Source organism: Streptomyces sp. R33, assembly GCF_041200175.1.
Classification (GTDB): domain Bacteria; phylum Actinomycetota; class Actinomycetes; order Streptomycetales; family Streptomycetaceae; genus Streptomyces; species Streptomyces katrae_B.
In genome coordinates this window covers 1,101,927-1,115,007 of record NZ_CP165727.1, presented here as the reverse complement: position 1 = coordinate 1,115,007, position 13,081 = coordinate 1,101,927, and the positions used below count along the sequence as shown (strand labels likewise).

The following is a 13,081-nucleotide window of genomic DNA, read 5'->3' as shown; positions in this document are numbered from 1 at the left end:
GACTCCTCGGTGCTCCGTCCGATGCCCGGACAGCCGCGCGTGGTGCTCCTGAAGCCGCTGGTGACGTCTCCGCTGATCGAGGTCGGCGAGTATTCCTACTACGACGATCCGGACGAGCCCACCGCCTTCGAGACGCGCAACGTGCTCTACCACTACGGGCCGGAGAAGCTGATCATCGGGAGGTTCTGCGCTCTGGGCACCGGCGTCCGGTTCCTCATGAACGGTGCCAACCACCGTATGGACGGCCCCTCGACCTTCCCGTTCCCCATCATGGGCGGCGGCTGGGCCGAGCACTTCGATCTCATCACCGGCCTCCCCGGCCGCGGGGACACCGTCGTCGGGAACGACGTCTGGTTCGGCCACGGTGCCACGGTCATGCCCGGAGTGCGCATCGGCCACGGCGCGATCATCGCCGCCGGAGCCGTCGTCGTCGACGACGTCCCCGACTACGGCATCGCCGGCGGCAACCCGGCCCGGCTGATCCGAACCCGGTACAGCGAGGCGGACGTCGCCCGCCTCCTCGCCCTCGCCTGGTGGGACTGGCCGGCCGAGCACCTGACCCGGCACGTGCGCACCGTGATGTCCGGCAGCATCGACGACCTGGAAGCCGCCGCCCCGGCCGGGCCCCGGCGCACGTGAGCGGGAGCCCTGCCGACCCGACGGCCGTTCCTCACCCTTCCGCTGTCCGGGGGGTCGTATTGACCACTCCGAAGGGGATGTGAACGCTGGGGGTGCCCGGTGCCGTGGCGTTCAGATGAGAGACCTGGTCGTCGAAGAAGATGTGCGGGTCGAGCGCTTTCATGACCGCAGCTTTGTCGATACCGCCGAGGAAGAAGGCGTCGTTGACCCGTAGTCCCCACCCTTTGAGGCTCGCGACGGCGCGTTCGTGTGCCGGTGCATCCCGAGCGGTGACCAGGGACACCCGAACGCGGGGCCGATAGGCCGGATCGTTGCGGCGCTGCTCCTCCTCGCGGCGCTGGAGGCGATTGATGCCGGCGAGGAAGTCCCGTAGCGGGCCCGGATCGTGGGGGGTGGTGGCATTGCGGACCTCGTGCGCACGGAACGCGTCGACACCGCCGCTCTGGTAGATCCGCTCGGCGGCGTCGCCTGCCACCACTCCGTCGAAGTCGAAGGCGATGCGGAGTTCACGGTCGGTCTCGTCGTCGATTCGTGCTGTCTGGAGTACATGACCCGCCGGCAGTCCCTCTGCGACCGCGTCGCGGACGTCAGGTCCGTTGGCCGACAGGAACAGCGACATGTTCAGCGCCGGCATGAAGCGGTGTGAGGGTCGACCCTGCCGGAAGACCGCGCGGCTGATCGGCAGGTCGTGCGCTTTGATCGAACGCATGACGCGCATGCCGGTGTCCGGGTCGTTCCGGGAAAGGATGATGACCTCGACCAAGGGATCGGACGGATCCGAGAGGTCGTTCAACGACAGCAGGCGTCTGACGAAGGGGAAGGCCACCCCTTTGCCCAGCACATCGTCGACATGAGTCTCCTGATGGCTCCGGTAGGCGTCCTCTCCTCGCTCCCGGAACACGGCGTCGCAGTCGGTCAGGTCGAAGAGGGCACTGGAGGCGATCCCGACCACCAAGCGGTCGGACAGGTCGTACTTCATGGCACTCCTCTGTCGGCACTGCTTTCCGTTGCTCCCGGCTCCACCGGCGGCCGGGACCGGCCACGGGAGGGAGGTCACAGACCCGGACCCTTATCAACCTCATGCCCCGTATGTCACTCTGGCGCCCATGCTCCTGCCGTTCCCGTCCCGAGCCGTGCCCGCCGTACTGGCCGGGGCCGTGACCGCCCTGTCGGCCGCGTGCGCACCTTCGGCTGCCGCCGGTCCGGTGGCCCCACCGCGGACGACGGCAGCGGTACCCGCTCCGGCCCGGGCGGCGGCCCCGCCCGCGGGCCCCGGCGTTGCCGTCCGTACCCAGGTCTCCACCCTGTCCATACCCTCTGCCGGTATCGCCGGGCTGCGCGTGGTGCCGTACGAGGGCACCACCGACGACGCGCCCGGGACCCGTATCCAGGACCTCGGCGTGGCGGCCAGTCCGTACGGCGAGCGGGGCGGAGTCGGCCCCGGTCAGATCGGCAATTTCCTGGTCACAGCGCACCGCCTGTCGGCGGGCGGTCCACTGCACGACCTGCCTTCCGTCGACGAGGGCGACACGGTTCTCGTGACCGCGGGTGGGACGGTCTACACGTACGAGATCGTCGCGACCCGCAAGACGTCCTTCCGCTCGGAGAGCTCGCTGAGCGGACAGCGCGCCGCAGTGCCCGGGGCGCCCGGGGTGAGCCCCGCACAAGCCATGATCACGATCTCGACCTGCGCCACGCCGGAGGACCACGCCGAAGGCAACTTCTGGAGCGATGCCCGGGGCAACCCCGAGCACCGCATCGACAAGATAGGGGTTCTGCGCAAAACCGCCGGAGCCCCGCCCGCCGGCTGACACTGCCACGGTCCCGGCTACGGCCGCCGGCGACGCCCGCCGCCGCACCGAGATGCGGCGCGGTCGTGGGCAGCGCACGATGAACGAGGACGTCTCGGTACGAGCGCGGAACGAGCTCGGCAGCGGCGACGGGCCGGTGCCGCGGAAGCGGGCCGGCCGCGCGTGAGGGCGTCCTCCTTCAGATCGTGCACGGCTGCGGCGCGGGAAATTCCGGCGCGCCCCGATGGCCGGCCGCACCCGCCCCGGTGCCGGACGCGCCCCCGTGCGAGGAAGCGGGGAGAACATGAAGAAATCCCTGGTGGCCGCACTGGCCACTGCCACGTCCGCGACGGCCGTCCTGCTGGCCGGTCCGGCGACGCCCGCGACGGCCGCTTCGGCGTTCTGCGACCGGACGACGCCGAGCACCTCGATCCTGTTCTACAAGACCGGAAGCGGCGAAGCCGGCACCGGCACCCTCTCCGCCGGCCGCTGGCAGTACGAGGGGGCGCTCGATCTCCCGGCCGGCTACACGCACGCCGCAGCGAGCCGCGACTCGCTGCTGCTGTACGACAAGAACACCGGGGACGCGGAGGTCGGTACCTTCAGGGACGGGCAGTACAACCGCACCCGGACGTTCGAGGACTTCTCCACGGGCTGGACCTTCATCGAGGCGTCCGGCGACTCCGTGATCTTCTACAACGGCAACTCAGGCCACGGTGTCACCGGCACCCTCAAGAACGGCGCGTTCCGACAGGTGCGCGCGTACGACAACTTCAGCACGGGCTGGGGGACCATGGCCGCCTCGTGCGACACGTTGGTCGCCGCGGCCAGGCACGGGTCGAGCTCCCCCTGGAGCAACGTGGGCTTCGGGACCCTCAAGAACGGCGTCTACCGGGACACGGGCAGCATCCCGAAGGACGACTACCTGGGGCAGTTGACCGCGACTCAGGACTCTGTGCTGTCCTTGGCGAAGACCGGCGGCCAACTCGAGTTCCGGGTGTCCGACGCCACCGACGGCTCGGGCATCGACTTCCGCAAGATCGGCACCTCCGGCATCTGGGACAAGGTGGGCCGGACCTCGGACAGCCTGTTCTTCTACAAGAACGACGGGACCGCCTGGACGTCGACGCTCGTCAACGGCGACTACGCCAACGTCGGCCCGCTCCCCGACGTTTCATCCGGCTGGTCGCTCATCGAGGGCGGCGTCTGACCCGGCCGGTGGCCCGGGTCCTCCGCCGGTGCGGACCGCAGCAAGGTGATCAAGGGCAAGGCGGGGCGCGACGACACCACTCGTCGCGCCCCGCCTTGCCCTCAGCAGCCGGGGCACCCTCGGCCCGGACCGCTGACCGGGGCCCCTCAGCCCCGGTCGTAGGTGTGGAACCCGCGCCCCGTCTTGCGGCCGAGGAGCCCTGCCTGGACCATCCGGCGGAGGAGCGGCGGCGGGGCGTACAGGGGTTCCTTGAACTCGGCGTAGAGGGACTCCGCGATCGCGGCGACGGTGTCGAGGCCGATGAGGTCGGCGAGTTTCAGCGGTCCCATGGGGTGGGCGCAGCCGAGCACCATGCCGGCGTCGATGTCGGCGGCCGTCGCGAAGCCGGACTCGGCCATCCGGATGGCCGACAGCAGGTAGGGGACCAGTAGTGCGTTGACCACGAAGCCGGACCGGTCCCGGGAGCGGATCGTGGTCTTGCCGAGCGTTTCGCGTAGGAAGCACTCCATCGTGCCGGCGGTGTCCGCCGTGGTGTGGAGGGAGGAGACGATCTCGACCAGCGGCAGGACCGGGACGGGGTTGAAGAAGTGCACCCCCAGCACGCGGTCGGCGCGGCCCGTGGCCATGCCCAGGGTCATGATCGGGATGGCGGAGGTGTTGGAGGCGAGGATCGCCCCCGGGTCCTCCACGAGCTTGTCGAGGGCGCTGAAGATCTCCTTCTTCACGTCGGCGTTCTCCACGGCGGCTTCGATGACCAGCTGCCGGTCCGCGAGATCCTCGAGGTCCCCGGTGAACAGCAGGCGGGCCAGCGCGGCCTCGGCGGAGATCCGGTCGAGCCTGCCGCGCTGCACGGCGCGTTCCAGCGACACGGCGACCCGCTCGCGGGCGGCGCGGGCCGCCGTGGCGTCGGCCTCGCAGACGACCGTGTCGAGGCCGGCGCGGGCGCAGACTTCGGCGATTCCGGCGCCCATCCGGCCGCAGCCGACGATGCCGATGCGACGGATCTCGGAGCCGAGCGTGCTCATGAGCGGACCTCCGTACGGCGGACGAGGTGGCAGGTGCGGTGGCCGTTGAGGGCGTTGACGGTCGTCCTGCGGTCCGGCGGGCCGGTGATCTCGACGCGGCGGTCGGTCAGGCCGGGTGCGGACGGGACCACCCGCCGGCCGGGGTCGGCGCGGACGGCCGAGGTGGCACGGGAGAAGTCCAGCCGCGAGCCGGCTGCCAGGTTGCTGCAGCGGCGCTGCCGTTCCTCGAAGAGCTCGAGGCTGCGCGGGGCGAAGGCCGCGTCGAGGCGGCCGATGAAGTCCAGGGCCGCGGGGGGCGGATCTCCTCGTGGCGCTCGCCCGGCGCTCCGTGGACCTGTACCGCGTGGGTCAGTGCAGGGGTGGACATGGTGGGTCTCCTCCAGGGGGAGGGGAGGGCCGGACGGGACGGTGCGTCCGGCCCTCCGGGAGCACGGGCCGACGGGGCGGGCCGGCGAAGCGGTGCTGTTCGCGGGACCTGCCGGGCTGCTAGTGGAACTGCTCCTCCTCCGTGGAGCCGGCGAGCGCGGTGGTGGAGGAGGCGGGGTTGACGGCGGTGGAGACCAGGTCGAAGTAGCCGGTGCCGACCTCGCGCTGGTGCTTGACGGCGGTGAAGCCGTGCTCCTGGGCGGCAAATTCGCGCTCCTGGAGGTCCACGTACGCGGTCATGCCGTGCTCGGCGTAGCCGCGGGCGAGGTCGAACATGCCGTGGTTGAGGGAGTGGAAGCCGGCCAGGGTGATGAACTGGAAGCGGTAGCCCATGGCGCCCAGCTCCCGCTGGAACTTGGCGATCTGGTCGTCGTCCAGGGCGGCCTTCCAGTTGAAGGAGGGCGAGCAGTTGTAGGCCAGCATCCGGTCGGGGTACTCGGCGTGGACGGCCTCGGCGAACTCGCGGGCCTGGGCCAGGTCCGGAGTGCCGGTCTCGACCCAGATGAGGTCGGCGTACGGGGCGTAGGCGAGGCCGCGGGCGATGACCGGCGCCATCCCGTTCTGGACGCGGTAGAAGCCCTCGGCGGTCCGCTCACCCGTCGCGAACTGCGCGTCGCGCTCGTCGACGTCGCTGGTCAGCAGGGTCGCGGCGAGGGCGTCCGTACGGGCGATGATCAGGGTCGGGGTGTCCGCGATGTCGGCGGCCAGGCGGGCCGCGTTCAGGGTGCGGATGTGCTGCGCGGTGGGAACGAGGACCTTGCCGCCGAGGTGGCCGCACTTCTTCTCGGAGGCGAGCTGGTCCTCGTAGTGGATGCCCGCCGCGCCCGCCGCGATCATGGCCTTGGTGAGCTCGAAGGCGTTCAGCGGACCGCCGAAGCCGGCTTCGGCGTCGGCGACGATCGGCGCCAGCCAGTCGATGCCGTCCGCAGCGCCCTCCGCTGTGGAGATCTGGTCGGCTCGCAGCAGGGCGTTGTTGATCCGACGGACCACCTGGGGGACGGAGTTGACCGGGTAGAGGCTCTGGTCCGGGTAGGTGTGCGCGGCCTGGTTGGCATCGGCGGCGACCTGCCAGCCGGAGAGGTAGATGGCCTGGAGGCCTGCCCGGACCTGCTGGACGGCCTGGCCGCCGGTGAGGGCGCCGAGCGCGTGGACGTAGTCCCGCTCGTGGAGCCCGCGCCACAGCCGTTCGGCGCCGCGCCGGGCCAGGGTGTGCTCCTCGCGGATGCTGCCGGAGAGCCGGACGACGTCCTCGGCGGAGTAGGTCCGCTCGATGCCGGCCCAGCGCGGGTCGCTCGCCCAGCGCCCGGCGAGTGCCGCTGCCGCTGCCGTCGTGTTCGTGTCTGCCATGACCGTCACCGTCTCCAGGATGTCGAATGAGCTGCGCCTGTACGCCAAAGATGCAAAGGCTTGGCACTATGTGCCGTTCACAGTGGTCGCGGCCCGCCGTCCGTACGTGGAACGAGCTGAGCAATGTTGTCGAACCCCAGCCGGAACCTGCCGGGATCACCGACATCAGGGCATGAATTCGTGCCCGGTGGTTCCGTGCCGGCCGCCCGGTCGGCGGGCCGCAGGACGACTCTCCCAATGACACCCAGTGCCATCAAGAAGGGACGTCTGCTAAGTTCTGCGCATCTTTTCGCGCTGGTTTGCCAAGTCTGCTAAGGCCGTTGGACACGGACTCCGGGGCCGGCCGCAGGACACGAGGGGGCACGGTGGGCAAGACGTACGCGGGGGCACGGCTGCGGCGGCTGCGCGAGGAGCGGCGGATGAGCCAGGCCGATCTGGCCCGGGTGCTCGCGATCTCGCCCAGCTACCTCAACCAGATGGAGCACGACTCCCGCCCGCTGACCGTGCCCGTGCTGCTGCGGCTGACCGAGGCCTTCGGCGTCGATCCGGGCTTCTTCTCGGAACGGGACACCAGCCGCCTCGTCGCGGACCTGCGCGAAGCGCTGGCCGGGGAGGTCGCCGAGGCCCGGGTCTCGGCCTCCGACCTCGCCGAACTGGCCTCCCGTATGCCGGCGGTCGCGCAGGTGCTGCTGGACCTCGGGCGACGCAGCCGGCTGCTGGCCGAGGGTCTGGCCGGTGCCGCGGACGGCCGCGGCGGGGGCAGCGGCGGGCCCCTCTCCCCGCACGAGGAGATCCGCGAGTTCTTCTACCGCCGCCAGAACTACCTGCATGACACCGACCTCGCCGCCGAGGAGCTGGCCCGGGCCCTCGGGATCCGGCCCGGCGAGGTCGTCCGCGCCCTCTCCGCCCGGCTGGCGGACCGGCACGGCGTACGGATCGCCGTCGCCGGTGGCTCGGCGGCCGGCTCCGAACGGCTGCACCACTACACGGAATCCGGCCGCGTGCTCCAGCTGTCCGCCCGTCTGAGGCCGGGCCAGCAGGCCTTCCGGATGGCCACGCAACTGGCCCTGCTCGAGTACGGGGACGAGCTGGACCGGCTCGCCGCCGAGGACTTCCCCGCCGGTTCCAGCTCGCACGGCCTCGCCCGCATCGGCATCGCGAACTACTTCGCCGCCGCGCTGATCCTCCCGTACGGCGCCTTCCACACGGCCGCCGAGGGATTCCGCTACGACATCGAGCGGCTCACCGACCACTTCGGCCTCGGCTACGAGACGGTCTGTCACCGCCTGAGCACCCTCCAACGCCCCAGGCTGCGCGGGGTGCCCTTCTCGTTCGTGCGCGTCGACCGCGCCGGGAACATGTCCAAGCGGCAGTCCGCGACCGGATTCCACTTCTCCCGTGCGGGCGGCACCTGCCCGCTGTGGAACGTGTACGAGGCCTTCGCCGCACCCGGCCGCATCCACGTCCAGGTCGCCGCCATGCCGGACGGGCAGCGCTACCTGTGGACCGCCCGCGCCGTCACCCGGCACCGGGGCGGCTGGGGCGAACCCGGCAAGACCTTCGCGATCGGCCTCGGCTGCGAGATCCGGCACGCCGCGCGGCTCGTCTACTCCGACGGCCTCGACCTGGACGACACCTCCGCCGACACGCCCATCGGCATGGGCTGCCGGATCTGCGAGCGCCTGGAGTGCCCGCAGCGCGCCGTCCCACCCCTCGGGCGCCCGCTGGCCGTCGACGAGAACAGCAGCACCTTCGTCCCCTACCGGGTGGCGGAGTAGGGCCGGCGCTCAGGAACAGCCCAGCCGGAAGGCCTCCGCCCGCGTCACCGGCTCCCCGGCCCGGATCCCGTGCAGGACGTGCGTCAGGACCTCCGCGCCGCGCACCACCCGCGGGCCCGGCCGGTTGAAGTACGCGGGCCCGGCGAGCACCCACACCTCGCCGGCCCGTACCGCGGCCAGCTCGTCCCAGCCGGGCAGCGAGGTCAGCAACTCCCGCTCGCGCAGCGTGCGTTGCCGGCTGAACCCGCAGGCAGCAGGAGGAGCACGTCCGGACGGGCCGCCCGGACCGTGTCCCAGTCCATGGGCCGGGTGTGTTCGCCCGGCGCGGCGATCAGTGCCTCGCCGCGCCCGCGTACGTGATCTGCTCCGGCACCCAGTGCCCGGCCGGCCAGAGCGGATCGAGCCACTCGATCGCCACCACCCGGGGCCGCGGCCGCCCGACCGTCTGCGTGCGGACGGCCTCCAGCCGGGTCGCGAGGGCCTCGCGCCGGGCCTGCGCGACGTCCCGTACGCCCAGCAGCTCGCCCACGGTGACCAGGCAGTCCAGTACGTCGTCCAAGGTGCGCGGTTCGAGGCTGAGCACCCGGGGTCCGGCCCCCTGGACGCGCACCGCCCGGCTCACCTCCGCGCAGGAGACCGCGCAGACGTCGCACAGGTCCTGCGTGAGGACCACATCGGGTGCGAGGGCCCCGAGAGCCTCGGTGTCGAGGGTGTAGAGGGAGGAGCCGCCGTGCGTCCCCCGATCGAGGACCGGGCGACGGCTAAGACGACAGGAAGGACAGGCGTACCGTGCGGCGGGGGTTGTCCCGGTTGGTGTCGACCAGTACGACGGACTGCCACGTACCCAGCGCCAGCCTGCCCTGCACGACCGGCAGCGTGGCGTGCGGCGGTACGAACGCGGGCAGTACGTGGTCGCGGCCGTGCCCCGGGGAACCGTGCCGGTGGCGCCAGCGGTCGTCGGCGGGCAGCAGGGTGCGCAGGGCCTCCAGCAGGTCGTCGTCGCTGCCGGCGCCCGTCTCGATGACGGCCAGCCCGGCCGTCGCGTGCGGGGTGAACACGTTGAGCAGTCCGTCGCGGCCACGGGAGGCGTCCCGCAGGAACTCCGTACAGGCTGCGGTCAGGTCGTGCACGGTCTCCGAGGAGCCCGTCGTCACATCGAGGGTGCGTGTGGTGAAGGTGTCTGCCATGGCCCCATCCTCACCGGGCACCGCGCCCTGACCGCGCCGCCGCGCCTCGAGGATCGCCGTACGCGTGAGCCTAGGCCGGCCCCGTCCCGCGCCCGCGAGCGTCTGCGGGCAGGTTGCGGGGGACGGTGGCTGCGCCACCGATGCGTACGGCGTCCACCACGGCCTGGTGCAGGAGTCGGCTGTAGTCCTCGGACGCACAGGGGACCGGACTGCCGGTGACGGTGAACCAGTCCGAACCGCCGCTGTACTGCACGGCCACCTGGGCCTCCTGGCCCGACCAGGTCGTATGCACGGTCAGGTCCCCGCTGAGGACCCCCGCCTCCTCGGTGTGTACTCCGCCGCGTCCGGCGAACACCCCTGTCGTTGTCCACGAAGCCCAGGTCATGGCGCATCGCCCCTCACCGCGGAGTCCACTGACCCTTCCACGTTACGGCGGGTCCGGCGTTCCCGCGTGGTCGCCGCGGCGCAGGGCGCGCCCGGCACGGCGGCGAGGCCGAACGGGCGACGCCGCCGGTTGGGGGATCCCGGCGGGCGGTGCGCGGCGACGGCTCGCAGTATGACGCTGAACCCCACGCGCGCGGCCGGGCTGCGCGCGCGTCGATCCGAGCCAAGGAGACCTGCCATGACCCGTGCTTCCACGAACGCCCCCGGCCGGTGACGCGGCGCGGGCACGAGCCGAGGCGGAGAGCGGTGGCCGGCCAGGCGCTGATCGTCATCGACATGATCAACACCTATGACCATGACGATGCGGAGCTGCTGCTGCCCGCCGTTCGCGGCGCCCTGCCCGGTGTCAGGGCGCTGCTGGCCCGGGCCCGCCGCAACGGCGTCCCGGTGGTCTACGTGAACGACAACTTCGGACAGTGGCGCTCCCACCACGGCGAAATCCTGGACAGGGCCTTGGCGGGCCCGCACGCGGATCTCGTCAAACCCGTCGCGCCCGACAGCGACGCGCTGTTCATCGTCAAGGCACGGCACTCGATCTTCTACGAGACGCCGCTCGCCTATCTGCTGCGGGAGCTGGACGTGGACCACCTGATCCTGTGCGGGCAGGTGACGGAACAGTGCGTGCTCTACTCCGCCCTGGACGCGCACATCCGCCACCTCGACGTGACCGTCGTACGGGACGCCGTCGCCCACATCCACGAGGACCTGGCCGATGCCGCGCTGCGGATGATGCAGATCAACATGGCGGCGGACATCCGCTCCGCAGACGACATCACCTTCTCCGGGTGAAACGGCGGGGCGGACGCGATGTCACCAGGCGACGGCTATGCAGGCGTGAACGCGCTTGCCGCCGGTGGGTGTGGGCTTGACGTCGACGTCCTGCGCGATGTGGCGGACGAGGATCCAGCCCCAGCCGCCACTGCCGTGGACGTGGGGCCGCACGATCTCGGGCGGGGCCGAGCTGGTGTCGGTGACGTCGATGTCGAGCAGACCCTCGTGCAGGACGAGATCGAGGGCGCACGGGCCGTCGGTGTGCCGCACGGCGTTGGTGACGAGCTCGGTCACGATCAGCACGGCGGCGTCCGCGGCGGCCGGGTGCACCGGCTGCCCCTGGTCGCCTGCGCTCTGCAGAAACCGGGAGGTCGCGTCCCGGGCGCGGCCGGCCGCGCTGGTGTCGGGCGGCAGGTCGAGGTGCCGCCGGGGCTGAGCGTACGAGGGAGTCATCACGGGCTCCGATTGAGGAGTTGTCTCCTTCTTGTGTAGAGGCGCATGCCCGCCAGGGGCGAGCCCACACACATCCGTGTGCCGGGTCAGGGGACGAGGACGACTTTCCCGGCGACCGTCCCGGACTCGGCCAGGCGCATCGCCTCGGCGACGCGGGCCAGCGGGATCTCGGCAGCGACCTTCGCGGTGATCTCACCGCGCTGCAGCGCCGTGAACACCTGGGTGAGGTCGGAGCGCAGGCGCGCCCGGAAGCGGTCCTTTGCGTAGGCGCGACCGGCCCACACGTTGAAGAAGTACGCACGGCGGCCGTTCGGCAGTGCGTTCCACAGCCACACCCGGCCCAGGAGCTTGAGGATCGGCGACGAGCCGGAGCCCTCGTCGTCGCGGGTGGCGGCGCTGCCGTATGAGACGAGCGTGCCGCCGGGGGCCAGGAGCCGCCAGGAATCCACGATGCCCTCGCCGCCGACGTGGTCGAACACCGCGTCCACCCCACCCGGCGCCAGGGCTCGTACCCGTGCCGGAACGTCGCCGGAGCGGTAGTCGACGGGGGCCACCCCGAGGGCGCGCAGTGCGTCGTGGTGGCGGGTCGAGGCGGTGCCGATCACCCGGGCGCCCGCGGCGAGCGCCAGCTGGACCAGGATCGAGCCGACGCCGCCGTTGGCGCCGTGGACCAGCACGGTCTGGCCGGCGCGGACCCGGGCCTTGCGGTGGAGCATCTGCCAGGCGGTGACGCCGTTGACGACCGCGGTCTCCGCGTCCACCGGGCTGACGCCCTCGGGTACCTCCACCACGTCGGCGGCGTCGAGGGCGATGTGGCTCGCCCAGCCTCCGGTCTTCGTCAGGGCGGCCACCCGGCGGCCGAGCAGGCCGGAGCCGACGCCCTCGCCCACGGCCAGCACCGTGCCGACCAGGTCGTATCCGGGGACGAAGGGGAACGCGGGCTGGTCGTAGTACCGGCCGCGGCGCATCTGCTGCTCGGCGAAGGACACGCCCGTCGCCTCCATCGCGACCACCACCTGGCCGACTGCCGGGACCGGGACCGGTCCGCGGTGCAGCTCCAGGCCTTCCGGCTCGACCTTGCCCGGCAGAACGATCTCGATCATCTCGGCGGTGTTCATCATGACCCTCCAGCTGGTTTCGCCATATCGCGTTCGTTAGAAGCTGTAACAAGAATGGGCAGCCGTATCGCCGGTGTCAAGGGGGTGGCTCGTCCGATCGCGAGGGGCCCTGTCGATGGTGATAGCCTCTAACCATCCGCCATGTGGCGATGGGCGACGAGAGGGCGGCGGGAATGACCGGGAGTGCGAAGACCCCCCGTGAGCGGTACCGGCAGCAGGTGCGCGAGGAGGTCAAGGAAAAGGCCTGGCAGCAGATCGCCGGCACCGGCGCCTCGGCGCTCTCCCTCAACGCGATCGCCAAGCAGATGGGCATGAGCGGGCCGGCGCTGTACCGGTACTTCGCCAACCGCGACGAGTTGATCACCGAACTCATCCGCGACGCCTACCGCAGCCTCGCCGATGCCTTCATCGCCGTCGGCGACGGGGGCGACGGGGGCGAGGGGGGTGACCGGGGGGCGGGGCGAGCCCGGCTCGCCGCTCTGGCGCAGGTGCTCCGCCGCTGGGCGCTGGAGGACCCGCACCGCTACTTCCTCATCTATGGCACCCCCGTACCCGGCTACAACGCGCCGCAGGACATCACCGCGATCGCCTCGGAAATGATGTCCGTCCTGCTCGACGCCTGCACCGCCGCCGGACCGGACCCCGCCCCCGGTGTGGAACCCCATGCCTTCGAGGGACGCCTGGCCGGCCACCGGGAGTGGGCCGGCAGCCACCCGGACGCCCCGCCGTCGGCCCTGCGCCTGGCCCTGGAGTTCTGGAGCCGCCTGCACGGCGTACTGTCCCTGGAGCTGGCGGGCCACTTCACCGGCATGGGCCTGGACCCCGCCCTGCTCTTCGCGGCCGAGGTGGACGGCCTGACCACCCGCTGACGCGCACGCACCCCGTGTGAGCAG

16 protein-coding genes are annotated in these 13,081 nt (G+C 71.6%); 6 read left to right on the top strand and 10 right to left on the bottom strand.

The window, feature by feature from the left end; genetic code table 11:
- The first annotated feature begins 21 nt into the window (after window positions 1-21).
- A complete protein-coding gene (locus AB5J51_RS05590) occupies window positions 22-639 on the top strand; it encodes a CatB-related O-acetyltransferase (protein ID WP_369780223.1) in 618 nt (205 codons plus the stop codon).
- Window positions 640-670: 31 nt separating this feature from the next.
- On the opposite strand, the gene AB5J51_RS05585 is transcribed toward AB5J51_RS05590, so the two are convergent.
- Entirely contained in the window at window positions 671-1,618 is a 948-nt protein-coding gene (locus AB5J51_RS05585) for a 5'-nucleotidase (protein ID WP_053788123.1), read from the bottom strand.
- Window positions 1,619-1,745: 127 nt separating this feature from the next.
- Here AB5J51_RS05585 and AB5J51_RS05580 point away from each other — a divergent pair, with 127 nt between their 5' ends.
- Together AB5J51_RS05580 and AB5J51_RS05575 are read left to right on the top strand one after the other, a co-directional pair.
- On the top strand, window positions 1,746-2,450 hold the full coding sequence (locus AB5J51_RS05580; protein ID WP_369777022.1) for a class E sortase: 705 nt from the start codon (window positions 1,746-1,748) through the stop codon (window positions 2,448-2,450).
- Between the two features lie 283 nt (window positions 2,451-2,733).
- On the top strand, window positions 2,734-3,639 hold the full coding sequence (locus tag AB5J51_RS05575; RefSeq protein WP_369777021.1) for a hypothetical protein: 906 nt from the start codon (window positions 2,734-2,736) through the stop codon (window positions 3,637-3,639).
- A 146-nt stretch (window positions 3,640-3,785) separates the two neighbouring features.
- Here AB5J51_RS05575 and AB5J51_RS05570 read toward each other — a convergent pair whose 3' ends face one another.
- From AB5J51_RS05570 to aceA, 3 genes are all read right to left on the bottom strand, one after another.
- Complete coding sequence (locus AB5J51_RS05570; RefSeq protein WP_369777020.1) at window positions 3,786-4,664, bottom strand: 3-hydroxybutyryl-CoA dehydrogenase; 879 nt, start codon at window positions 4,662-4,664, stop codon at window positions 3,786-3,788.
- Window positions 4,661-4,795, bottom strand: coding sequence for a hypothetical protein (locus tag AB5J51_RS05565; protein WP_369777019.1), 135 nt, complete (start codon window positions 4,793-4,795; stop codon window positions 4,661-4,663). Before AB5J51_RS05565 ends, AB5J51_RS05570 begins: the two co-directional genes overlap by 4 nt.
- A 355-nt stretch (window positions 4,796-5,150) precedes the next feature.
- Window positions 5,151-6,437, bottom strand: a complete 1,287-nt coding sequence (gene aceA, locus AB5J51_RS05560; protein WP_369777018.1) for an isocitrate lyase — start codon at window positions 6,435-6,437, stop codon at window positions 5,151-5,153.
- 365 nt (window positions 6,438-6,802) lie between these two features.
- On the opposite strand from aceA, the gene AB5J51_RS05555 reads away from it, so the two are divergent.
- Window positions 6,803-8,215, top strand: coding sequence for a short-chain fatty acyl-CoA regulator family protein (locus tag AB5J51_RS05555; protein ID WP_369777017.1), 1,413 nt, complete (start codon window positions 6,803-6,805; stop codon window positions 8,213-8,215).
- Window positions 8,216-8,224: 9 nt separating this feature from the next.
- Here the strand turns inward: AB5J51_RS05555 and AB5J51_RS05550 are convergent, their stop codons facing one another.
- The 4 genes from AB5J51_RS05550 to AB5J51_RS05535 all read right to left on the bottom strand — a co-directional run bounded on the left by AB5J51_RS05550 (window position 8,225) and on the right by AB5J51_RS05535 (window position 9,787).
- Window positions 8,225-8,425 (bottom strand): hypothetical protein, encoded by a 201-nt coding sequence (locus AB5J51_RS05550; RefSeq protein WP_369777016.1) that lies wholly within the window; start codon window positions 8,423-8,425, stop codon window positions 8,225-8,227.
- A 121-nt stretch (window positions 8,426-8,546) separates the two neighbouring features.
- The gene (locus tag AB5J51_RS05545) at window positions 8,547-8,888 is read right to left on the bottom strand and encodes a hypothetical protein (protein ID WP_369777015.1); all 342 of its coding nucleotides are present in this window, start codon (window positions 8,886-8,888) and stop codon (window positions 8,547-8,549) included.
- A gap of 88 nt (window positions 8,889-8,976) precedes the next feature.
- A complete protein-coding gene (locus AB5J51_RS05540) occupies window positions 8,977-9,402 on the bottom strand; it encodes a secondary thiamine-phosphate synthase enzyme YjbQ (RefSeq protein WP_053788128.1) in 426 nt (141 codons plus the stop codon).
- A 70-nt stretch (window positions 9,403-9,472) separates the two neighbouring features.
- Entirely contained in the window at window positions 9,473-9,787 is a 315-nt protein-coding gene (locus AB5J51_RS05535) for a hypothetical protein (RefSeq protein WP_053789114.1), read from the bottom strand.
- A 305-nt stretch (window positions 9,788-10,092) separates the two neighbouring features.
- Between AB5J51_RS05535 and AB5J51_RS05530 the strand changes: the two genes are divergently transcribed.
- Window positions 10,093-10,635, top strand: coding sequence for an isochorismatase family cysteine hydrolase (locus tag AB5J51_RS05530; protein ID WP_053789115.1), 543 nt, complete (start codon window positions 10,093-10,095; stop codon window positions 10,633-10,635).
- A 21-nt stretch (window positions 10,636-10,656) separates the two neighbouring features.
- On the opposite strand, the gene AB5J51_RS05525 is transcribed toward AB5J51_RS05530, so the two are convergent.
- Window positions 10,657-11,070: an ATP-binding protein gene (locus tag AB5J51_RS05525; protein ID WP_053789116.1), complete on the bottom strand. Its 414-nt coding sequence runs from the start codon at window positions 11,068-11,070 to the stop codon at window positions 10,657-10,659.
- An 86-nt stretch (window positions 11,071-11,156) separates the two neighbouring features.
- On the bottom strand, window positions 11,157-12,188 hold the full coding sequence (locus tag AB5J51_RS05520; RefSeq protein ID WP_053789117.1) for a medium chain dehydrogenase/reductase family protein: 1,032 nt from the start codon (window positions 12,186-12,188) through the stop codon (window positions 11,157-11,159).
- A gap of 149 nt (window positions 12,189-12,337) precedes the next feature.
- Here AB5J51_RS05520 and AB5J51_RS05515 point away from each other — a divergent pair, with 149 nt between their 5' ends.
- On the top strand, window positions 12,338-13,057 hold the full coding sequence (locus AB5J51_RS05515; RefSeq protein WP_369777014.1) for a TetR/AcrR family transcriptional regulator: 720 nt from the start codon (window positions 12,338-12,340) through the stop codon (window positions 13,055-13,057).
- Window positions 13,058-13,081: the final 24 nt, after the last annotated feature.

Coding starts and splice junctions, on each gene's coding strand:
- AB5J51_RS05590 (WP_369780223.1), top strand. CDS start 22: ATGCCCGGACAGCCGCGCGTGGTGCTCCTGAAGCCGCTGGTGACGTCT.
- AB5J51_RS05585 (WP_053788123.1), bottom strand. CDS start 1,618: ATGAAGTACGACCTGTCCGACCGCTTGGTGGTCGGGATCGCCTCCAGT.
- AB5J51_RS05580 (WP_369777022.1), top strand. CDS start 1,746: ATGCTCCTGCCGTTCCCGTCCCGAGCCGTGCCCGCCGTACTGGCCGGG.
- AB5J51_RS05575 (WP_369777021.1), top strand. CDS start 2,734: ATGAAGAAATCCCTGGTGGCCGCACTGGCCACTGCCACGTCCGCGACG.
- AB5J51_RS05570 (WP_369777020.1), bottom strand. CDS start 4,664: ATGAGCACGCTCGGCTCCGAGATCCGTCGCATCGGCATCGTCGGCTGC.
- aceA (WP_369777018.1), bottom strand. CDS start 6,437: ATGGCAGACACGAACACGACGGCAGCGGCAGCGGCACTCGCCGGGCGC.
- AB5J51_RS05540 (WP_053788128.1), bottom strand. CDS start 9,402: ATGGCAGACACCTTCACCACACGCACCCTCGATGTGACGACGGGCTCC.
- AB5J51_RS05535 (WP_053789114.1), bottom strand. CDS start 9,787: ATGACCTGGGCTTCGTGGACAACGACAGGGGTGTTCGCCGGACGCGGC.
- AB5J51_RS05525 (WP_053789116.1), bottom strand. CDS start 11,070: ATGACTCCCTCGTACGCTCAGCCCCGGCGGCACCTCGACCTGCCGCCC.
- AB5J51_RS05520 (WP_053789117.1), bottom strand. CDS start 12,188: ATGAACACCGCCGAGATGATCGAGATCGTTCTGCCGGGCAAGGTCGAG.
- AB5J51_RS05515 (WP_369777014.1), top strand. CDS start 12,338: ATGGGCGACGAGAGGGCGGCGGGAATGACCGGGAGTGCGAAGACCCCC.